The sequence below is a fragment of the Virgibacillus sp. NKC19-16 genome, from assembly GCF_021560035.1.
Lineage (GTDB): Bacteria > Bacillota > Bacilli > Bacillales > Amphibacillaceae > Virgibacillus_L > Virgibacillus_L salidurans.
Window position 1 is genome coordinate 2,699,608 of record NZ_CP074373.1, and the last position, 20,774, is coordinate 2,720,381.

The 20,774-nt window shown below is 40.6% G+C and carries 21 protein-coding genes and 2 tRNA genes; 2 read left to right on the forward strand and 21 right to left on the reverse strand.

All coding sequences use genetic code 11. From position 1 onward, the window contains the following. Window positions 1-59: 59 nt before the first annotated feature. Together KFZ58_RS13850 and KFZ58_RS13855 are read right to left on the reverse strand one after the other, a co-directional pair. Complete coding sequence (locus KFZ58_RS13850) at window positions 60-1,148, reverse strand: glycerol dehydrogenase (protein WP_235791887.1); 1,089 nt, start codon at window positions 1,146-1,148, stop codon at window positions 60-62. A 152-nt stretch (window positions 1,149-1,300) separates the two neighbouring features. Further along, the gene (locus tag KFZ58_RS13855; protein WP_235791888.1) at window positions 1,301-1,621 is read right to left on the reverse strand and encodes a hypothetical protein; all 321 of its coding nucleotides are present in this window, start codon (window positions 1,619-1,621) and stop codon (window positions 1,301-1,303) included. 174 nt (window positions 1,622-1,795) lie between these two features. Here KFZ58_RS13855 and KFZ58_RS13860 point away from each other — a divergent pair. After that, window positions 1,796-1,871, forward strand: a tRNA-Thr gene (locus KFZ58_RS13860). A 9-nt stretch (window positions 1,872-1,880) separates the two neighbouring features. Then, window positions 1,881-1,970 (forward strand) — tRNA-Ser (locus KFZ58_RS13865). A 171-nt stretch (window positions 1,971-2,141) separates the two neighbouring features. Here the strand turns inward: KFZ58_RS13865 and KFZ58_RS13870 are convergent. The 19 genes from KFZ58_RS13870 to KFZ58_RS13960 all read right to left on the reverse strand — a co-directional run bounded on the left by KFZ58_RS13870 (window position 2,142) and on the right by KFZ58_RS13960 (window position 20,751). Next, entirely contained in the window at window positions 2,142-2,909 is a 768-nt protein-coding gene (locus tag KFZ58_RS13870; protein ID WP_235791889.1) for a 3-hydroxyacyl-CoA dehydrogenase, read from the reverse strand. A 92-nt stretch (window positions 2,910-3,001) separates the two neighbouring features. Further along, window positions 3,002-3,748 carry an SDR family NAD(P)-dependent oxidoreductase gene (locus tag KFZ58_RS13875; RefSeq protein WP_235791890.1) on the reverse strand — a complete coding sequence of 249 codons (747 nt, stop codon included), beginning with the start codon at window positions 3,746-3,748 and terminating at the stop codon, window positions 3,002-3,004. A 25-nt stretch (window positions 3,749-3,773) separates the two neighbouring features. After that, window positions 3,774-4,553: an enoyl-CoA hydratase/isomerase family protein gene (locus KFZ58_RS13880; protein WP_235791891.1), complete on the reverse strand. Its 780-nt coding sequence runs from the start codon at window positions 4,551-4,553 to the stop codon at window positions 3,774-3,776. Window positions 4,554-4,566: 13 nt separating this feature from the next. Then, a complete protein-coding gene (locus KFZ58_RS13885; protein ID WP_235791892.1) occupies window positions 4,567-5,715 on the reverse strand; it encodes an acyl-CoA dehydrogenase family protein in 1,149 nt (382 codons plus the stop codon). Beyond that, window positions 5,712-6,539: a 3-hydroxyacyl-CoA dehydrogenase NAD-binding domain-containing protein gene (locus KFZ58_RS13890; RefSeq protein WP_235794749.1), complete on the reverse strand. Its 828-nt coding sequence runs from the start codon at window positions 6,537-6,539 to the stop codon at window positions 5,712-5,714. Before KFZ58_RS13890 ends, KFZ58_RS13885 begins: the two co-directional genes overlap by 4 nt. Before the next feature lie 51 nt (window positions 6,540-6,590). Further along, entirely contained in the window at window positions 6,591-7,784 is a 1,194-nt protein-coding gene (locus KFZ58_RS13895) for a thiolase family protein (protein WP_235791893.1), read from the reverse strand. A 36-nt stretch (window positions 7,785-7,820) separates the two neighbouring features. Then, window positions 7,821-8,570 (reverse strand): SDR family NAD(P)-dependent oxidoreductase, encoded by a 750-nt coding sequence (locus KFZ58_RS13900; RefSeq protein ID WP_235791894.1) that lies wholly within the window; start codon window positions 8,568-8,570, stop codon window positions 7,821-7,823. Between the two features lie 26 nt (window positions 8,571-8,596). Continuing rightward, window positions 8,597-10,219 carry an AMP-binding protein gene (locus KFZ58_RS13905; RefSeq protein ID WP_235791895.1) on the reverse strand — a complete coding sequence of 541 codons (1,623 nt, stop codon included), beginning with the start codon at window positions 10,217-10,219 and terminating at the stop codon, window positions 8,597-8,599. A 16-nt stretch (window positions 10,220-10,235) separates the two neighbouring features. After that, window positions 10,236-11,036, reverse strand: a complete 801-nt coding sequence (gene menB, locus KFZ58_RS13910; protein ID WP_235791896.1) for a 1,4-dihydroxy-2-naphthoyl-CoA synthase — start codon at window positions 11,034-11,036, stop codon at window positions 10,236-10,238. A gap of 43 nt (window positions 11,037-11,079) precedes the next feature. After that, window positions 11,080-12,252 (reverse strand): acyl-CoA dehydrogenase family protein, encoded by a 1,173-nt coding sequence (locus KFZ58_RS13915; RefSeq protein WP_235791897.1) that lies wholly within the window; start codon window positions 12,250-12,252, stop codon window positions 11,080-11,082. A 142-nt stretch (window positions 12,253-12,394) separates the two neighbouring features. After that, complete coding sequence (locus KFZ58_RS13920) at window positions 12,395-12,829, reverse strand: MaoC/PaaZ C-terminal domain-containing protein (protein WP_235791898.1); 435 nt, start codon at window positions 12,827-12,829, stop codon at window positions 12,395-12,397. Window positions 12,830-12,850: 21 nt separating this feature from the next. Next, complete coding sequence (locus KFZ58_RS13925) at window positions 12,851-14,167, reverse strand: GntP family permease (protein ID WP_235791899.1); 1,317 nt, start codon at window positions 14,165-14,167, stop codon at window positions 12,851-12,853. Between the two features lie 209 nt (window positions 14,168-14,376). Beyond that, entirely contained in the window at window positions 14,377-15,687 is a 1,311-nt protein-coding gene (locus KFZ58_RS13930) for a sigma-54 interaction domain-containing protein (protein WP_235791900.1), read from the reverse strand. Between the two features lie 12 nt (window positions 15,688-15,699). Beyond that, a complete protein-coding gene (locus tag KFZ58_RS13935) occupies window positions 15,700-16,131 on the reverse strand; it encodes a hotdog family protein (protein WP_235791901.1) in 432 nt (143 codons plus the stop codon). An 87-nt stretch (window positions 16,132-16,218) separates the two neighbouring features. After that, complete coding sequence (locus tag KFZ58_RS13940; protein WP_370642292.1) at window positions 16,219-17,085, reverse strand: MBL fold metallo-hydrolase; 867 nt, start codon at window positions 17,083-17,085, stop codon at window positions 16,219-16,221. Between the two features lie 77 nt (window positions 17,086-17,162). Next, on the reverse strand, window positions 17,163-17,966 hold the full coding sequence (locus tag KFZ58_RS13945; protein ID WP_235791903.1) for an MBL fold metallo-hydrolase: 804 nt from the start codon (window positions 17,964-17,966) through the stop codon (window positions 17,163-17,165). A gap of 36 nt (window positions 17,967-18,002) precedes the next feature. Further along, complete coding sequence (locus KFZ58_RS13950) at window positions 18,003-18,986, reverse strand: NAD(P)H-dependent flavin oxidoreductase (protein WP_235791904.1); 984 nt, start codon at window positions 18,984-18,986, stop codon at window positions 18,003-18,005. Window positions 18,987-19,149: 163 nt separating this feature from the next. Further along, the gene (locus KFZ58_RS13955) at window positions 19,150-20,124 is read right to left on the reverse strand and encodes a quinone oxidoreductase family protein (protein WP_235791905.1); all 975 of its coding nucleotides are present in this window, start codon (window positions 20,122-20,124) and stop codon (window positions 19,150-19,152) included. Between the two features lie 234 nt (window positions 20,125-20,358). Beyond that, on the reverse strand, window positions 20,359-20,751 hold the full coding sequence (locus KFZ58_RS13960) for an acyl-CoA thioesterase (protein WP_235791906.1): 393 nt from the start codon (window positions 20,749-20,751) through the stop codon (window positions 20,359-20,361). Window positions 20,752-20,774 lie beyond the last annotated feature (23 nt).

Genomic DNA, 20,774 nt, shown 5'->3' on the forward strand with positions numbered 1-20,774 from the left:
AAGGAAAAACACGAATCTCTGCTAGAACAGAAATCCGTGTTTTTTCTTAGGCAACACTTTTAATTACTCAACTGATCAACAGCAAGGATAGCTGTGGCCACATCATCAGCAGTGATATCCGCTGAAAGATTACCCATTGTTTCACCTTCCTGTGTAGCAGCTTCACCAACTTTAAGCAATTCCTCGTAGGAAAACTCATCTAAGTGCATTTCCTTTAAGGTTGTTGGCATACCCAACTTCTTATAAAATTCAAGATATTTAAGAAGCTCATCCTTTGGATGTAGCTCTAGCATCAGGTGGACAAGTGTACCATAAGCCACTTTTTCGCCATGAGAAAGATCATGAATATCACCTTCCAGCACAGTAAGCCCATTATGAATAGCATGAGCACCAGCCAGGCCACCACTTTCAAATCCTAATCCGGAAAGTAATGTATTTGCTTCAACGACTGCCTCTACATGCTTGGTGACAAGTCCTTCCTGTACTGCTTTATATGCTGCTTCTCCATAATTAAAGATGGTCTCCTCGCAAGCTTTGGCAATCGCTTCTGCTGCAATGCTTGTTTTACCACCCGCCATGGCATCTCCATTACTTTTAATGGTAGCTCTGGCTTCTACCCATGTAGCCATCGCATCAGCAATGCCCGCAGCAAATAAAGCAGGTGGCGCCCCAGCTACAGCTTTCGTGTCAACTAATACCAAATCCGGATTTTTATCGTAAAATTTATAGGACTCAAACACTCCCTCTTCACTATAAACCACAGATAAGGCACTGGTTGGGGCATCCGTGGAAGCAGTAGTTGGAACAATAACAACTGGTACCTCAAGTCCTTCTGCGACACCTTTGGCAGTATCTAGCGTCTTCCCTCCACCGACACCAACCACTACATCATCCGAATTTTCCTTCCCTTCTTTTGTTACACGATCCATTTCCGTAAGAGAAGCTTCACCATTAAACTCGACATAATGATAATCCATATTTGCCGATTTCAAGCTTTCTTCAATCGTTTCTCCAGTAATTCCCCAGACAACTTCATCTGAAAGAATAAGAGCCTTTTTCCCAATTCCCTTTACATGCTCACCAATATTCTTTAATGCGTTTTTTCCTTGTATATATTTACTTGGTGAGGTAAAAATAATCTCTGACACGTTATCCGCTCCTTTTAAATGTAATCACCTATAATTGTGATTAAGTTCACAATTATACACTCGCTTTTTCTAACTTTTTCCTCACTTTGTATTTACCCGTTTTTGGGAATAGGAAACATCCCCTTTTTGAGAAGAAGCAACAGCTCCTTCCCTTATGAATGTCTCCCACTATGAGTCGTTTCTTCCACTTCTGTCTCAGACTTCGTATGGTCATGAATATCACAATAATACACAACTGTTTTTATTCGTTGGGAAATCTCGCATGTTCCCGTTTCCCGCATAAAATTTTTCCAATATGTATATTCATGCGAACCAGTCTGAATGGTATTATAATCGGTGCTGTATTCCTGCCAATTGTGCTCGGAGTCCCCCTCTTCTGTCTCCTGCGGGTTGGCTTCAGCCGCTGCTTTGGGCAGATCCATTGGAAGGAAAATCATCAACGCGAGACCAATTGCTAAAGAAAATTTTTTCACTTCAATCACCACTTTTTATCGGTTTCATCTTTCTTTAGCTAATTTCCCCTGTTTTTTTAAAAATATACAGCCTGGAGTGTGTAATTGATTTTACCAGGAATATACATTCAAACTACGAGATTTTCCACTTGATGAAAAACAGAAAAAGTAGTATTATTTTCATTGTGACATTTTGCTGGTGTAGCTCAGTTGGAAGAGCGCGTCACTCGTAATGACGAGGTCAGGGGTTCAAACCCTCTCACCAGCACCACTTTACTATGGAGAAGTACCCAAGTCCGGTTGAAGGGGATGCACTCGAAATGCATTAGGGCGGGCAACCGTCGCGTGGGTTCGAATCCCACCTTCTCCTTTTGTTTGAATCATCCAAATATCTGAATTAATATTCCTCCATGATTCCGTAATCGTAGGCACATTATTATTAGTTGACATTTTTTTCTTAAAAGATTACCTCTAGCATATCCCTTTACTCCTCCACAAAACTCATCAGTAAATTTCACCACACATACTTTCACCTATCAATTTATTTCGGGGGCATCCGTGCAGCCCCATCAAGCCGGATCGTCTCACCATTTAACATCGGGTTTTCCATAATACTCTGTACCAGCTGGGCATATTCGGATGGCATACCTAACCTAGACGGAAATGGTGTGATTTTTTCTAATGACTCGCGTGCTTTCACTGGTAATGAAGCAAGTAGCGGCGTTTCAAACACTCCAGGAGCAATAGCCATGACTCGAATTCCATATTCCGATAATTCCCTGGCAATTGGTAGCGTCATTGCAACAATTCCTCCTTTTGAAGCACTGTAAGCAACCTGTCCAATTTGCCCGTCAAACGCTGTCACAGAAGCGGTATTAATAATGATTCCTCTTTCCTGATCCTCATTAGGAGTGTTTGCACTCATTCGTTCAGCGGCAAGACGAATAGCATTGAACGAACCGATCAAATTAACCTGGATTACCTTAGAGAAAGAGTCAAGCTGATGTGGGCCTTTTTTTCCATATGTCTTTTCTGCGCTGGAAATTCCAGCACAGTTAATAAAAGCTTTAAATCCACCAAAAGCTTCATCTACTTTATCGAGTGCTCGCAGCATATCTGATTCATCTGTTACATCTGTTTTTATGAAAAGAGCATTTTTCCCTAGTTCATCAGTGAGCTCACTTCCTTTACCTTCATTCAAATCCAATATGACTACTTTTCCTCCTTTTGAAATAAGTCGCCTGGCTGTCGCTTCTCCCAGTCCAGAGCTTCCTCCTGTAACAATTGCATTGCAATTTTCAATGTTCATTGTCTCCCCTCCAGTTCAGATCACTTCAAATCCGAAAACAAGAACCAGAGTCATTTTCTCTGGTCCTTCTTATAATATATTGTAAAAATCTATTAACCTAACATACTATGTCCGCCGTTCACACTAAAGACTTGACCAGTAACCCAGTCAGCATTATTCGACAGTAAAAAGAGAACCATTCCTGCGACATCATCTCTTGAACCAAGCTTTTTTAATGGATACTGTTTAACTAATTTTTCCTTCATCGTTTCATCAAACTCTCCCTGGTCGATCATTCCAAGGGAGACCGTATTACATTGAATTCCGTTTCTACCCACTTCCTTAGCCAGAGATTTCATGAAGCTGACAGCACCATTTCGTGCAGCCCCAGAAACTATTAAATGCCTATCCCCAGTTCTTGCTGAATCTCCTATAATATTGATAAACTTCCCCTGACTGTCTTCGATCATTTCAGGCATAAATACATATGCAAGATTTAATACACCATTCAAGCAGATATCAATTTCCTTTTGCCATTCATCTGGTTCATATTGAAAGAATGGTTTGACTTGTGTCCATCCTGCGTTGTTAACAATATAATTAATCTTGCCAAAATCCCTGTCGAGCGCTTCTTTCATTTTTTGGACATCATCAAAATTTGAAATGTCGCCTTGTACAAAGGTAGTATTCACACCAATCTCTTTCACTTTTCTTGTGGTTTGTTCCGCTTCTTTTGATGAACCTAAATAATGAATGGCTACATTTGCTCCGCTTTCTGCAAGAGCGAGAGCGATCCCTCTACCAATCCCTTTGGCCGATCCGGTAACTAGTATATTTTTTCCGTTAAAATGACTATACAAAAGACCACTCCTTCTCACTACTAGACTATCTCCCAGAAAATGCTGCTGATCTTTTATCGAGAAACGCCTGTGTCCCTTCCCTTTTATCTTCCGTTCCGTATAATACTGCCTGTGCGAGGGTTTCGATTGCCAGACCGGTATCCATATCCACATCAAAACCTTTATTAACGGAAAGCTTCACCATTTGAACTGCGAGTGGGCCTTTTTGCAAGATCCGTTCTGCTTTTTCCTTGGCAGCAATAAGAAGTTCCTCCTGGGCTACAACCTTGGATACAAGTCCGAACTGTTTAGCTTCACTTGCAATTAGAAATTCTCCCGTCAACATCATGTCAAGGGCCATTCCTTTTCCAAGGATCCTCATCAGCCTCTGCGTTCCCCCTGCTCCGGGAATAACTCCTAAATTTAATTCCGGGAGCCCTAATTTGACATTTTCTGAAGCAATCCGAATATCACAGGATAATGCCAGTTCAAATCCGCCCCCTAGCGCATATCCATTAATCGCAGCAATGGTCGCCAATCGGCTGTTTTCTATTTTTCTGTATATATCAGACATGCTATCCGTCGCAAATGCATCCATGGATTCTCTTTTCGTCAATTGGTTAATATCTGCTCCAGCAGCAAACGCCTTTTCACCTTTTCCTGTAAAAATCAAGACACCAACATCCTGATCCTTTTCCACCGTTTTTAAAGCGGATAATAATTCTTCTACTGTTTCGCCATTCAGCGCATTTCTTACTTCCGGTCGATTAATCGTAATTACTGCAACTTTCCCTTCCTTTTCCAGTAAAATATTTTTATATTCCATTCCGTCTCCCTCCTTAGACATACTCTTTATGGAGCTGGCCAGCAATAATATTTTTCTGTATTTCGGACGTCCCTTCATAGATTCTCGTAATTCGTGCATCACGATAAAATCGCTCAATCGGATATTCGGAAATATAACCAATCCCTCCATGTATCTGTAGTGCTAGATCTGCTACCTTGTTATATGTTTCGGATCCGAAAAGCTTCACCATCGCAGCTTCCTTTATCACCTTTTCTTTTAGGTCTACTTTAGATGCGACCCGATACGTAAAAGAGCGTAGTGCTTCAATATCCATTGCCATCTCTGCCAGATAATGTTGTATAATCTGCTGCTCAAAGATTGGTTTTCCAAATTGAACACGCGTATGGGCAAATTCCAGTGACAATTCCATTAATTTATCCGATGAACCGAGATTTCTAGCTGCCATTCCTGCACGCCCGTTAGCGAGAATTTTCAAGGCATTGATATACCCCTCGTCTTCTTCTCCTAAAATATTCTCTGCAGGAACCTCACAGTCCTCAAAGAAAATTTCGGATGAATGGGAGCCATGCAGTCCCATCTTCTTTTCAATTTTGCCGACTTCAAATCCGGGCGTGTCTTTTTCCACAATGAAGGAAGTGATTCCCTTCGCTCCTTTTGAAGGATCAGTGATGGCCATAACTGTAAAAATATCCGCAATAGGTGCGTTTGTAATATAATGTTTGCTGCCATTTAAAATATAGTTATCACCTTTTTTCTCGGCGGTGGTTTTCAAATTTGAGGCATGGGATCCGGCACTCGGCTCTGTCAGAGCAAAAGCACCAATCTTCTCTCCGGATGCCATATCCGGTAAATATTTGCGTTTTTGCTCTTCTGTTCCAATGTCTACAATGCCTACACCTCCAATTCCGGTGTGACCTCCAATAACGGTAGTATATCCATTGTGCGTTCTGCCAAGTTCCTCAAGCACTGCACATTTTCCAACCATATCAATGCCTAGACCACCATACTCTTCAGGTATACTAAGACCAAATAGTCCCATTTCTTTTGATTTTTGCATCACATCCTCAGGGATTTGATCATTTTCTTCAATTTCCATGGCGCGTGGCTCTACCTCATTATCTATAAAATCTCTGATCCCTTTTTTTAAGGACTTGATATCTTCCGGCAATTCAAAGTTCATCTAGAGTACTCCTTTCCATAATCATAAAACCCGCTCTCGGATTTCCTTCCTAGCCTCCCGGATTTCACATATTTGATAAGGATTGGCGAAGGAAGGTATTTTTCTCCCAGCTGTTGGTGAAGGTATTCCATATTTCGAAGACGACTATCCAGCCCAACCAAATCAGCCATCTCAAGCGGCCCCATCGGATGGTTTAGGCCCAGTTTAATTGCTTTATCGATATCTTCTGCAGATGCTACTCCTTCCATCAGCATATTCATTGCTTCATTTCCAATCACACAATTCATTCGACTTGTTACAAAACCAGGTAATTCATTTACTTCTACGGTTTCCTTGCCCATTTTCTCAGCGACGGCGTTAATAACCTCTACTGTCTCATCCGATGTATCCATTCCTCTGATTACCTCTATCAGCTTCATTCGGTGCACCGGATTAAAGAAATGCATTGCTGCAAATCTATCTGGATGTGGTGTAGAAGCTCCAATTTCCGTTGGACTCATCGTAGACGTATTGGTCGCTAGAATAGCATGTTCCGGCGCATATTCCGTTACCTGTTTGAAAATATCTATCTTAAGATCCATCAATTCCAGTACTGCTTCAATGACCATATCTGTATTCCTTACAGCTTCCTCCAGAGTCGTCGTGTATGTCAGATTCTCATGCAGATTATTTCTTTGTTCCGTAGTGACATACCCTTTGTCCACACTTTTTTCTACCAGTTTTTCAATATAATCTTTGGCATTTCCTATTGCTTCTTCTGAAATATCCTGTAATACTACCTGAAATCCTGCCACAGCTGCAGAATAAGCAATTCCTCTGCCCATTGTTCCGCCACCAATTACTGCTATATGATTAACCACTATATAATCTCCTCTCTATAGCTGACAATTTTCCACGATCGTACTAATTCCTTGCCCTCCACCAATGCACAGTGTTACAAGACCATATTTTTCTTCTCTTCTTTCCATCTCATGAAGAAGCTTTGTCATGAGGATAGCCCCTGTTGCTCCCAATGGGTGGCCGAGTGCAATCGCACCACCGTTTACATTGACTTTATTCAAATCAAGACCGAGTTCTTCAATAACCGCCAGTGCCTGCGCCGAGAAGGCTTCATTCAATTCAATCAGCCCTAGATCATCCAGTGATAAATTAGCTCGCTTTAATGCCTGATATGTGGCTTTGACTGGTCCGATCCCCATGATTTCAGGTGACACACCAGATACAGCCTGTGATAGGATCTTTGCTTTTGGTTTTAAGCTATATTTTTCAACTTGATGTTCAGACATCATCATTACAGCAGACGCCCCGTCATTCCTGCCGCTGCTGTTTCCGGCGGTAACCGTACCGTCTTTTTTAAATACGGATTTTAGCTTACCTAATTTTTCAAGACTCGTTACCCGCGGATGTTCATCTATTTTAAAAAAATCCGTAGATTTACGATGCTTTACTTCATACGGAATTATTTCCTTTTCGAATTTACCGCTGCTAATTGCATCTTCTGCCAGTTCTTGGCTCCTTAATGCGAATTCATCTTGTTCGCTCCTGGAAATAGTATATTTATCCACCAAATTTTCAGCAGTCAATCCCATCGACAAATCCCCGTACTCCTCGTAAGGCTGGGAGCGAAACTGACTTTCGGTATTTGAATCAAGTAGTTGTCTGTTTCCTGTACCCACCCCATATCTTGCATTTCTCATATAAAAAGGTGCAGTACTCATGGATTCCACTCCTCCTGCAATAACAACTTCCGCAGCACCTCCGGAAATCTGAAGTGCAGCATTGTTTATTGCCTGAAGGGAGGAACCACATTGCCGCTGGACGGTATATCCTGGAGTCTCCACTGGCAAATTTGCACGCAGTAGAGACAGTCTTGCAATATTCGGGGTATCCGCACTTTGTTTTGTATGCCCCATAATCACTTCATCTATCTCTTTTTTCTCAGCACTGGTTCGCTTAACAATCTCTTCAATGACATGGGCAGCAAGGAAATCTGGTGGTACATCTTTCAATGTCCCACCCATTTTCCCGATTGCCGTTCTCACCGAATCAATAATATATGCTTGTGTCAATCGTGTATCCCCCCTTGTTCGTAATTGATTGTAAGATCAGGCCATTGTCAATCCACCGTTGACGGATAACGTTTGACCCGTAATATAATCTGCTTCATCAGATGCAAAGAAGGCAACACCATTCGCAATATCCTGTGCTTCTGCCAACCTTCTGAATGGAATAGCTTTCTCAAGGGCTTTGACAATTCCTTCATTGTAAGAACTGATCTCCTCAATGAACGGAGTGTTGCTTGGGCCTGGCGCGATACAGTTAACATTTAATTTATGTCTTGCCATCTCTCTTGCCATCGTTTTGGTAAAAGAGATAATCCCTCCTTTTGCAGCAGAATAAACCGCTTCCCCACTGGATCCGACTCTACCGGAATCTGAAGCAACATTCACGACTTTACCAGAACCGTTTTCGATCATTATCGGTAAAATTTCCTTACATGTATGAATTTGTCCCATCAAATTGATGTCTACAATGGTTTTCCAAGTACTCGGTTCATTTTTAAGAAAAGGCTCCACTTTATCCCATCCAGCATTATTTACCAGTACATCGATCGTTCCAAAATGATTCACAGCTTCTTTCACAGCCTTCTGCACACTTTCCAGTTTTGTTACATCGCAGTGCACTACCAATGCTTCTGTATTTTTTTCTTTCTTCAATATGGATACGGTTTCTTCTGCGTTCTCCATATTGATATCGGAAACAACGATTTTCATATTTTTGTTTGCCAATGTTTTGGCTATTTCTCTACCGATCCCACGGCCTGCTCCTGTAATAAAGGCTATTTTTTCTGTCATTAATATCCCCTCCAAATGATGTATATCTATTTATTTTTTACCATTTCGCGTAATCGGAATTTCTGGATTTTTCCACTCGCAGTTCTCGGGAAATCTTCTACTACCTCCAGATATTCCGGCCAGTATTGTTTTGCTACTCTTTTCTCTTTAAAATACTCCTTCAACTCTTCAAGTGATAAAGGCTTTTTATCCGGTCTCATGCTAATAATCGCACAAGCCCTTTCCTGCAATCTTTCGTCCGGCATAGCGACTATCTGCGCTTCCTGAATATTTGAATTCTCATAGAGAATATTTTCTATATAGGCTACCGGAATATTCTCACCGCCTCGGATAATGATATCTTTATTTCTCCCAGTGATGCGGATATATCCGTCTTTATCCATCACAGCCCTGTCTCCAGTGATAAACCAGCCATTAACATGTTCCGCCTGTGTGATATCCATTCTTTTTAAATAACCGACAAATTGTGCCGGACCTTTGGTAAGTAGTGATCCTTCTTTATTTGGAGGACAGTCTTCTCCGTTTGGATCAACCACTTTTACTTCCATTCCTGGAAAAGGGCATCCATCCGTCTCCGTAAGTTTATCTTCCGGATCATCCAAATGAGTCAATGTAACCAAACCGTTCTCTGTCTGACCCCAACCTGACTGAATAGAAAAATTAACTTTCTCTTTTGCTTCCTTGACAATTGGCCGTGGGATTGGTGCCCCAAAAGCCGCAAATACTCTTAGTGAACGGATATCTTGATTCTCTATTCCTTCATATTGCACCAAATCCTGCAGGAATGGAGTAGCACTTGCTGTAAAAGTTATCTTTTCTTTCTTAATCAACGCGATAAATTCTTTCGGATCCCAACTATCCTGATAAACGACAGTACCCGCATAATGGGTTGGCAGCCTCACCCCATATCCAAATCCAGTCTGATGCCCAAATGTTGATGGCATGAACATGACGTCATCCGAAGTCAAATGCAGACGCTTAATAAAATAATCAGTTGATACACAAACTGTATTATGGGTGTGCATGACCCCTTTGGGATCGCCTGTTGTGCCGGAAGTAAAAATAATCTCTGTCAGTTCATTCGGATCTAATATAATCTCATCTAACTTAGAGACATCCTTTATTTCTTCCCATGGGGTCACCAATAGTTCGGATAGTGGTTCCATTCCCTCTGGGACACGATCCCCCATAACAAAGACATGTTCCATATTATCCCACTGTTCTTGAATTCTCTGAACCATATCCGGATAATCAAACCCTTTAAATGAGTCAGGTATGACAATCATTTTGGATTCTGCAATTTTAACCATATAGCTGATCTCTCTGTCACGATAAATTGGAATCAACGGATTTGTAATCGCACCGATCCGAGTTGCTGCATAATGAAGAATAATAAACTCATTCCAGTTCGGAAGTTGAATAGAAATGACATCTCCTTTTCCCAAACCATATTCCAACAACCCCAGAGCAACTCTATCCACCAATTGGCCTAGCTCCTTATACGTGTACCTGCTTTTCTTATCAATAATCGCATCTTTATCCGGGTTTTTTTCGATTGCCCGATTTAGATAATCTAAAATTGTTTTATTAGGCCATAGATCTTCATACTGTTTGATGTAAGATTCATCCAGCAGTGTTTCAAATTTCATGAATTCTTCCTCCTATTCACTTTCTGAATTTATTAAAGTCCACCGGCCGCTTTTCCAGGAATGCATTTTTTCCTTCTTCTGATTCTTTTGTATCATAAAACATGGCAAGACTTCCCATTGCCATTTGTGTAATACCTTGGATATTAGACGAATCTGCATTAAATGAGTATTTAAGCATTTTAATAGCTGTGGGACTTTTCGCCAATATTTTATTTGCCCATTCCTCTGCTGCTTCCTGTAATTGATCAGAGGGAACTACTTTATTAACAAGCCTCATTTCCTTGCACTCTTCCGCAGTGTATTGTTCACATAAATACCAGATTTCTCTAGCTTTTTTCTCTCCTACGATGCGTGCCAGATAAGCAGAGCCAAAACCTGCATCATAGCTTCCCACTTTTGGTCCGCTTTGCCCAAATTTTGCAGTATCTGCTGCAATTGTTAGATCACAAATGACATGCAGGACATGTCCGCCCCCTATGGCATAACCATTTACAGCGGCAATCACCGGCTTAGGAATATTCCTTATCGTCTGGTGCAGGTTTTCCACTTCCAGGCCAATACCGCTTCCAAGCCCTCCGGAATAATCATATCCTCCTTCTTCGCCTTTTTCTTTTTGATCTCCTCCAACACAGAAAGCCTTTTCCCCTGCGCCTGTCAATATGACGACGCCTATTCTGTTATCATCCCATGCATCCTTGAATGACCAAATCAATTCCTGGATAGTTCTGGCGCGAAACGCATTGTAAGCCTTAGGGCGATTCATTGTTATTTTGGCTATTCCTTCCTTTTTTTCATATAAAATATCTGTTAGTTCCATTGTAAAAAACCTCCACTCTAAATTTAGTATTCTATTAACCTATTTATTTTGTAACAGGAGTTTTGTATGATCGGTACTCTTTCCCAATAATCTCTTTAGCAATGACCATTTGATTGGCCTGGGCAGTTCCATCACCGATTTCCAGACCGATCACATCTCGAAGTCGCTGTTCAAGCGGCATTTCCTTTGTATAGGCATAGTGACCATTTAACAATAAACAATCATGAATTGCTTCTTGACTATACAACGGCCCAAGCCATTTGACCGATGAAGATTCTTTAGAATGTTTTAACCCTTGATCCCTCAACCAAAGCCCACGATACGCCTGCCACTTCAGCATTTCCAGTTTGGAATAATGGGTGACGATAGGAAAGGAGACACCTTGATAAGTTGCCAACGGGCTCCCGAATGATTCGCGATTTTTCACATGTTCAATCGTTTCATCCAGACTTTGCATGGCTGCACCAGTACATTGCAGTCCAATTAACAGCCTGCTTAAATCGAAACCATTCATTACTTGGGAAAATCCTTTATTTTTAAGTCCAATCAAATATTCTTCCGGCACTTCCACATCATTCAAATAAACAGATCCTCTGCCAATCGGTATGTTGCCCATATCTTCATATGCCTTACATTCTACACCTGGCAAATCAGATGGTACGATAAATGCGCTAATGCCACGGTTTCCCTTTGCCGGATCCGTTTTTGCAAAAACGAGAAATGCATCTGCTGCCACTGCGACACTAATTCCGGATTTCTCCCCATTCAATACAAAAACATCTCCATCTCGCTCTGCTGAGGACTTTATGCCGCCTGCATCAGTTCCTGCATCCGGTTCTGTTATTGCAATTCCCACTATTTTGTTACCGCTTGCAATTTCCGGTAGCCAATCATTTTTTATTTCTTCACTGGCATGATTATTTATAATTTCGCCAATCAACGAATTCAGCATGACAGCATACGTAAGGTTAAAATCACCGCGGCCAATTTCTTCCGCTGCAACTCCCGTTGTTACACAATCCGCGCCAGAACCTCCATATTCAACCGGGATCCGGAGCCCATTCACTCCCAATTCACCAAGTTTCTTCCATAAATGTTTAGGTGTAATTCCTTCGCGGTCCCATTTTGTATAGTTTGGAAGGAGTTCTTCTTTTGCAAAATCTTTCAACATTTTTCTAAAATATTCTTGTTCTTCCGTAAATGAAAAGTCCAGCATGTTTACCGCCTCCTTATTATTCTATATTGCAAAACTCATGCCAATAGTTCGAGCTTGATAACTCAGGTTTTTCATATGAATAAACTCGCAAATTTACTAATGATTTGCATGTTTGCAAATAAATGCAGCGAAGTTTTCATGCTTAAGACTGTTTATTAACCATAAGCTTCATAATTGCTACGGCTACATTTTCATTACTTTGATTTTTTATTTCCAACTTTAAATGGACTATTCCCTGATTTGGGTTGTAATCGTTGAGTTCCACTATTTTTGCATGTATCAGTATAGTATCTCCTATTAAAACAGGCTTTGTAAATCGAACCTGATCCATTCCATAAAAAGCTGCAACAGTATTCGGATTAAAATTCATAAGCCCTGTAACAATCGATAATGTCAGCATTCCATGTGCAATTCGCTGTTTAAATGAAGACTTCTCAGCATATTCTTTATTGCTGTGTAGTGGAAACCAATCTCCGCTGAAAGCAGAAAACATAACTAAATCAGATTCTGTGATTGTCCTCCCTTCTGACACCCAACTTTCGCCAATCTTAAGTTCGCTATAATGTTGATCAATCATAGTAATCATCCTTTCCTGAAATTAGTAGAATAATATGGCAGTCAATAAGGCTGGAATAGCAGCAATTGTTGGACCTATGATACCGGTTACAAAAATGTGTTTGTAAGCATTTTTATGTGTAAGCCCAGCCACTGCAAGAAATGTAATAACCCCACCATTATGGGGTAGAGCATCAAATCCACTGGAACCAATAGCAGCAATCCTATGCAGCACTTCCGGATCCAATCCTAATTGTATATAAACGCTAGAAAGTGATTCCATAGCAATCCCTAAACCTCCAGAGGCTGAACCTGTGATACCAGCCAAAAGCGAGGTTGACAAGTAAAGCGAGATTAGTGGACTTCCTGGAATACTGGTTAGCATTTCTGAAATCACAGCAAATCCGCTAGTAGCAGCGATAACGGCACCGTAACCCACATCAGCACTTGTATTCACAATTGGCAGTACTGTATTGGTAGCTCCAATATTGATTGTTTGAATCTTCTTTTCGATAAAAGGCCAAAAAACTGCTAGACAAAGCAAAACAGAAAGCATTAATGAATATAGAACTTCAATATTAAAAATGTTAAGTACTATTAATAAGAATATCGGCGGAAATATACTTAATAAAAAATGAGGTTTCCTTTTGCTTTCATATTCCTTTTGATTCAAATCCTCTCTGGAATCTTCTAGGTTTTTCATCGATAAATAAGATTCACCTTTAGTTTCAGATTTTTTCAGAGATCGTTTTAAATAATACCCATTGAATAAAATTAAAGTAATAGCGGCTACCATTCCAATCAATGGTGCAGCTCCTACAGTTGTTCCAAAGTATTCAGTGGGTATGATGTTTTGAATAGATGGTGTACCAGGAATCATAGTCATTGTAAATGTAGCAGAACCAAAGAAAAATGCTGCCATAAATAAATGCCAAGGAATATCCAATTCTTTAAATAATGGTTTTGCAATCGGCAATACAGCAAAAATCACAACATATACACTAATCCCCCCATATGTTAAAAAGGCACAAATTGCAACGATAGCTAAAAGTACATTTAATTTGCTTTTTCTCCCTACTAATTTTAGTATTCCTTCCGCAATAACACGAGCCGCACCACTATCTTCCATAAACTTACCAAATAAAGCAGCAAACAAAAAAATGAGATAGAAATCTTTTGCAAAATTGATAAACCCACCCATATAGGTTTCCTCTAACGTCTCAAGCAATGGCATCTGGCTGAAAAAAATAACCACCAAACTGGCGATTGGAGCAATAATAATAATACTAAACCCCTTTAATGCCAAAAACATTAATAGAGCCAATGACAGAACAATGACCGCAACATAGTATACTTCCACACAAACTCCCCTTTTGTATTTAACTTTTAATTCAATTTAATATTGCAAATTTTGTGCCAAATATTCTTTGATGACATGTAGCAGATTTTTTTCAATTTAATTATCAACCCTAATAATTTTCTTGAAATTGCGAATCAAAAATGCAAATAACAGAATATCAACTAACAAAAAGCCTTAGAATTAATTCTAAGGCCCACGAAGATGTATATTTATTTTAAATTATATTTTGATATTTTCCTATAAAGACTGGCAACATGTATTTTTAATAGATTCGCAGCTATTAAACGATCCCCATCAGCTTCCATTAAAGCGCGTTTAATTGTATCGATTTCAGCTTTACTTACTGCGTCTTGTAGACTTAAGAGCGGAATGTGATTAATCGTATTTTCACCCGTAGATTCTGCACTAGGTAGATATAGACTGTCCAAAGTCAGCGTATCCCCTTCAACAATATTCATCCCGCGCTCAATATACGCTTTCAATTCACGAACATTTCCAGGCCACTCATAATTAACTATCCATTCTTTGAAAGCGGAATCGATAAATTTTACCTCCTGGCCCAGTTTTTCATTATAGGATTGAATAAAAGCATAGGCCAATGACTCAATATCATCTTTGCGCTGTTTTAATGAAGGTATGTGCAAATCGAAAACAAACAGCCTGTAAAACAAATCCTCCCTGAACTTCCCTTCGCTTACAAGTGCTTTCAAATCTTTGTTCGTTGCAGCAATAATCCGTATATCCACATTTTTACTACTTGTTCCGCCCAAACGCTCTACTTCTCGTTCTTGCAAGACCCGTAATAACTTCCCTTGGGACTGATATGTAAGTTCCGATATTTCATCCAAAAAAAGCGTCCCATGCTGCGCTAACTCAATTTTTCCAGGCTTCCCTTCTTTTTTTGCACCGCTAAATGCACCTGCTTCATACCCAAAAATTTCCGATTCAAACAATTCATTCGGAATGGCCATACAATTCACAGCGATAAACGGATGATTCTTGCGGGAACTTAAATGATGGATGGCCTGTGCAAATAGCTCTTTCCCTGTCCCACTCTTTCCGCTAAGCAGGACAGTAGAATTACTTATCGAAATTTTGGCTGCTAAATCTTTGACCTGCCGGATTGCTCGGCTTTCTCCTATAATATCATCAAAACTGTAGTGGCTTTGACTGGATGCTTTTTTGCGGCTTTGCCCAGAGTTAATGGTTTTTAGAAAAGAATTCATTTCAAAGTAATCAGCCTCATCTTGTCGGATAACCACATGATACACACGATTTTCTTCGTTTTTATGTAGTCGAATCAGACAGGCGTAACCGGAAATCATTCCAAATAAAAGCTTATTGCTCTTCCCTCTATTGATGCCTTGAATAACGTCAAAAACTTTCTTACCTAGCAGGACTTTTTTATTTCCGAAAAAATGACGGCCAAAATCTGCACTGACTCTCGTGATTTTACCATGAAGGTCTGTTTCCACGTACCCCCAATCTCCGGTTTTTTCGATCACATTTAAGTTGTTCACCATATTTATCACCTATTCATCATGATCGGGTAAAACGAAAACGACTACTTGCCCTTTAATCACTTCGTTGCCTTGTGGATCATAGCAGGTAACTTTTTGTGTAACCCAATTTCGCTCTACATTAATATCCATGATTACCAATTCCGCTGTTATAACATCTCCTACATGAACCGGAGAATAAAAAACCAAATCTTTTTGTACTAGTATGCATGGAACCCCAGGAAGCCTTTCGCTAATCACCTGTGTAATCAACCCTTCTGTCAGTAAACCAGGTACAATTGGTTGACTATAGTACTCTCTCCAGACATTTTTATTTTGGTTATATACCGGACTGTAATCTTTTGTTAGTTCACTGCTCGCTTTTACATCATCTTCTGTAAAAGTGCGCTGTAACCTTGCTGTTTGACCATTGTATAAATTTGTTATCGCATAATTCATGCTCATACCACACATTCTCCCTGCATTTACATTATTCTTAATTTTAGTATACGGCATATCATTGAAAATTAAAAAGAAGCAGCTAACTAAAGCTCAAACATAATACCAATACACCCCATCCCTTCTCTCTCGCCTGCACTCCCCCTCATACCTCAAATACTCCAAATGCGCCAGCGTCTCACCAATCGCAAACCGTGTCTCATGAACAGTAAGTTCCTTTTTAAAAAGCTTTTCACAAGCCTCATGCACCGTCGCACCACCGCTAATAGACTCTAATGTTTGCACAAGTCTGTCGTCGTGATGCGATTTTACCTCATCAATTCGCTCATTCGCCCCGTAAAACGGCTTTCCATGAGAAGGAATAACAAAATCGGCATCTAGCCTCCTTACTTTTTCCAGTGAATCTAAGTAATTCGCGAGTGGATTTGGCTCACCATGGAACCAATACGAAATATTCGGCGTAATTTTTGGCAAAATATGATCGGTTGAGAGCAGCGTGTTTGTTTCTTTATTATAAAAATTCACCATGCCATCTGCGTGACCCGGCGTGAAAATCACCTCATATTCGTACTTGCCGATAGGGATCATTTCACCTTCCTGAAAATAATGATTTACGTTGGGATATGGTGTGACAAGTGGAATGAAGTCACTTGTGTTGTTTGTCATTTTCGCTGCAATCGCATTTGGGATCCCCGATACCGCATAGTTATCCTGTAATTTATTAATAGAATTCTCCTGCCATTGTCTTATCCCAGCATCTGCGTCCACCTTGGTCATAGACACACGAGCACCCGTTAATTCCTGCAACCCGCCAACATAACCGAAATGATCCGGATGGTAATGCGTGACTAAAATATCGGTCACCTTTTTTCCTGCCAGTTCCTGCTCCCATCTTTTTACAGTTGAAGTATTATGAAGTCCTGCATCAATGACTTTCCATCCGTCTTCCCCTTCAGCCATGAAACAATTTACATGATTAAGCCTGAAAGGGAGATCGAGTTTTATAAGTTTTAGTCCGTATTTTTCCAACAAATGAATTACGCCCCTTCGTCTGATAAAATAGAAGACACAATATGCTTAGAATCCCATTCACCATCAGAAACCTTAATGATAGAGTATTTTTTCGGGAAAAACCTTTGAGTGATTTCATCAACGGATAATCCCTCTTTATACAGCTGTTTCACTTCTCCCGAAAGATTTTCAAGGTTATCCAATTTTTTCTTCAGCATCGCTTTCCCGTCCTGTATGTATCCAGCATGGCAGCAAAACATTGACCCGAAATCATAGGACAGCAATTTCCGAATGGAGTTCATGGTAACGGGAATCGATTCACTATCCATAATCACCTTTGGCTTCGGGCTGACAAACAAATCCCCTGAAAATAACCTTCCCGTTTCTTCATCGAGGAGTGAAATATGATCCGCTGCATGACCTGGTGTCTCAATCACTTTCCATTCCGTATTCCGTGACCCAATTGTATCCCCAATCGGCCGGGGCTCAATGGGATCGCGCACTCCCCAAGCGGTTTGCCGGTATTTGGGATAGGGACAAGACTCGCGACATGTATCGATCCCCAACGGATGAATATAAATAGGTATATTTCCATTTTCCTGGAAGTACGATGCTGTCCCTGTGTGGTCCTCATGGCTATGTGTCAATGTGACTAAATCAATGGAATGTTCTTTATAAAAAGGAATTAATTCAGCTTCAAGGTGTTTAGGGCCGGTATCAATTAACATGCCATCTGTCAAAAATGTGTAAATAGGAGATCCCGGAGATTCTTTCCGCTCGACTTTTCCTTCTACGCAAATAACGTCTTCTCTTTCAAAAATATCTATCATGATGTTTCACTCCTTTCTCGTACTCCAAATTAATTACTATTTCCTTAAAACATATTCATTATCAGCAAATTGACTTCTAGCATTTTTATACGCGCCTTCCAGTTCTTCCACAATTTCCTCAACACTTTGCACCTTCTTAATCGCTCCAATCCCTTGACCTGCACCCCAGATATCTTTCCACGCTTTCGCATTCGGACTATTTAATTTTGAAAAATCGATATCAGCTTTCTTTTCAAGATTATCCGGATCCAGTCCCGCTTTTTCAATACTTGGAATAAGGTAATTTGCGTTCACGCCACTGAAGGCATCCGTATAGACAATGTCATCCATAGTGGAGTCGGTAATCATCTCTTTATAGTCATCTTCAGCTGAACTTTCTGTTGATGGGATAAACCGCGAACCCATGTATACAAAATCCGCTCCTAGAATTTCAGCTGCTAAAATATCCTGTCCTTTTGACATGCCGCCAGCCAACACAATTGGTCCATCCCAGAATTCCCTCACCTCATGCATAAATGCAATCGGATTTAATACCCCGGCATGCCCGCCTGCACCGCTGGAAACCAGTATTAAGCCATCTGTTCCCTTTTCGATAGCCTTCCGAGCAAATTTCGTATTAATGACATCTGAAAAAACAACCCCATCATATTCATGTACAACTTTCACAACAGGACTTGGATCTCCGAGTGAAGTAATAACAATAGGCGGCTGATATTTTTCGATTAGTTTTAGATCCTCTTCAAATCTTTTATTTGTCCGATGACTAATAAAATTAATGGCCCATGGAGCTATTTTTTCATCCGGATTTTCCCGCTTTATCTCCGCTAATTCTGTGGTGATTTGTTCCATCCATTCTTCTAAAATAGCATTTGTACGAGCATTCAAAGCCGGGAAGGACCCAATGATACCGGCCGTACAAGCGTTAATCGTCATTTTAGGATTGGAAACTAAAAACATGGGTGCCATGATGACAGGTAATTTGGTAGACTCTTTTATTTGTTGAAGTGCTGATTTTTGCATTTTTATTTCGCTCCTTTGGTTTACGTTTAAGTGAATGAGTGATATGTAAAAAAAACTAGCAACATGAATGATCTGACCTTCCCAATTACAGTGAAAATAGCGTTTACATTTTTGTGCTGTACTTTTTACATGCTCACATTTGATCTTCAAACGATGAAAATATCTATGGCAGCAATACAATCTTCCCCTTTGTTCTTCTTTCCTGAAACAATTGGTGCACATGCTTCGCTTCTTCTAAATCATATATTCCACCTATCGTAAGCTCAATCTGCCCTTTATTCACATAATCCAGAAGTTCCTGTAAACTGCTTCTGAACAGCTCAGGCTTTTTCATAATTTGCGGTAGAAAAAAACCTATAACCGATTGATTACGCTCCATAAGAGATGACGGGTGAAATTTTGCTTGTTCACCACTCGCTGCGCCGTAAATAACAAGGCGTCCAAAGTCTGCTAAACATTTGCGCGTCTTATGGAAAACATCACCACCTACCATTTCAAGTGCTACATCTACACCTTTTCCATCGGTCAATTCAAGAATCTCATCCTCCCAGCCTTCCTCTGAATAGTTAACAAGGTGATTTGCTCCCATCTTTTCAGCAAGGTCTAATTTTTCCGGGGTACTTGCGGTTGCGATAACCTTTCCAGCACCAAATATTTTTGCAAGCTGCAGGGCAAGTAGACCCACACCACCTGATGCGGCGTGAACAAGAACAGTTTCCCCTTCATCCAAACGTCCCATTGTCTTTAAAATATGATAGGCACTTAAGCCTTGTAATGGAAGTGCAACTGCTTTTTCATCAGACACATCTGCTGGAACAGGGATCAGCGTATTTGCTGGCACAACGGCATATTCCGCATAGCCGCCTGCACCAATTAATGCGACAGCACGCGTCCCTTTTTCAACATCTTGAACTTGTGCACCAACTTCTACGACGACACCCGCAACCTCTGTACCTGGAATAAACGGCAGCTCTGTTGGCACCACATACGCTCCATCACGCCTCGCTGTATCGGCATAGTTCACGCCAATTGCCTTTACTTCAATTAACACGTCATTGTCGCCAACTAGCGGTGTGTCCACATCAGTGACTTCCAGTACATCCGGACCGCCAAATTGCTTAAATTGTACTGCTTTCATTATGTATCTACCTCCATTTTCTATAGTAATAGCTGCTTCTACCGTAATAATACGAAATAACAGATAACGCCCTTGCTCCAAAAATGATTTGCTATTGTTCCGCGGTCGTTCGGGTCGTTCCGCGGTTATGTGCGTTCGTCCCGCGATCGTGCACATTCATTCCGCGGCCGTGCGCATTCGTCCCGCGGTCATGTGCATTCGTTCCGCGTTCACCCCCAGTTATCCCGCCTCCTCTCACGTTCCATGAAAATCTGCCTCTACACGTGTTTTAAACCACTCCGGAATCTCTGCCGGCTTCTGCTTGTGCACATCAAAGTAAACAACCGTTGCTTCCCCTTTGGCGATCATATTTCCCGATTCCTTATCAACCATGTCTGTATTCAAGGTGATACTAGTTCTTCCAATTTTTACTACCTTCGTGTTAATCTCCAATATTTGTCCGAAGTACCCTTGCCTGATAAAATCACATTTCGTGGACGCTAGTATAAACGAAAAGTTTTCACTACTGAATTCCATGCCCAGTTCTTGTAAGAAATCCAATCGAGTTTCTTCCATATACATGAAATAACTCGTATTATTAATATGGCCTAATGCATCTGTTTCCCCAAATCTTACTTTTACGTCCATATTCAGTTTTCTCCTCCAATAAC

What these genes read in the sequence shown, in the direction of transcription:
- KFZ58_RS13870 (WP_235791889.1), bottom strand. Translation starts at nt 2,909, where the DNA reads ATGAACATTGAAAATTGCAATGCAATTGTTACAGGAGGAAGCTCTGGA.
- KFZ58_RS13880 (WP_235791891.1), bottom strand. Translation starts at nt 4,553, where the DNA reads ATGGAATATAAAAATATTTTACTGGAAAAGGAAGGGAAAGTTGCAGTA.
- KFZ58_RS13885 (WP_235791892.1), bottom strand. Translation starts at nt 5,715, where the DNA reads ATGAACTTTGAATTGCCGGAAGATATCAAGTCCTTAAAAAAAGGGATC.
- KFZ58_RS13890 (WP_235794749.1), bottom strand. Translation starts at nt 6,539, where the DNA reads ATGGGCAGAGGAATTGCTTATTCTGCAGCTGTGGCAGGATTTCAGGTA.
- KFZ58_RS13900 (WP_235791894.1), bottom strand. Translation starts at nt 8,570, where the DNA reads ATGACAGAAAAAATAGCCTTTATTACAGGAGCAGGCCGTGGGATCGGT.
- KFZ58_RS13905 (WP_235791895.1), bottom strand. Translation starts at nt 10,219, where the DNA reads ATGAAATTTGAAACACTGCTGGATGAATCTTACATCAAACAGTATGAA.
- menB (WP_235791896.1), bottom strand. Translation starts at nt 11,036, where the DNA reads ATGGAACTAACAGATATTTTATATGAAAAAAAGGAAGGAATAGCCAAA.
- KFZ58_RS13915 (WP_235791897.1), bottom strand. Translation starts at nt 12,252, where the DNA reads ATGCTGGACTTTTCATTTACGGAAGAACAAGAATATTTTAGAAAAATG.
- KFZ58_RS13920 (WP_235791898.1), bottom strand. Translation starts at nt 12,829, where the DNA reads ATGATTGATCAACATTATAGCGAACTTAAGATTGGCGAAAGTTGGGTG.
- KFZ58_RS13935 (WP_235791901.1), bottom strand. Translation starts at nt 16,131, where the DNA reads ATGAGCATGAATTATGCGATAACAAATTTATACAATGGTCAAACAGCA.
- KFZ58_RS13940 (WP_370642292.1), bottom strand. Translation starts at nt 17,085, where the DNA reads ATGGCTGAAGGGGAAGACGGATGGAAAGTCATTGATGCAGGACTTCAT.
- KFZ58_RS13945 (WP_235791903.1), bottom strand. Translation starts at nt 17,966, where the DNA reads ATGATAGATATTTTTGAAAGAGAAGACGTTATTTGCGTAGAAGGAAAA.
- KFZ58_RS13950 (WP_235791904.1), bottom strand. Translation starts at nt 18,986, where the DNA reads ATGCAAAAATCAGCACTTCAACAAATAAAAGAGTCTACCAAATTACCT.
- KFZ58_RS13955 (WP_235791905.1), bottom strand. Translation starts at nt 20,124, where the DNA reads ATGAAAGCAGTACAATTTAAGCAATTTGGCGGTCCGGATGTACTGGAA.
- KFZ58_RS13960 (WP_235791906.1), bottom strand. Translation starts at nt 20,751, where the DNA reads ATGGACGTAAAAGTAAGATTTGGGGAAACAGATGCATTAGGCCATATT.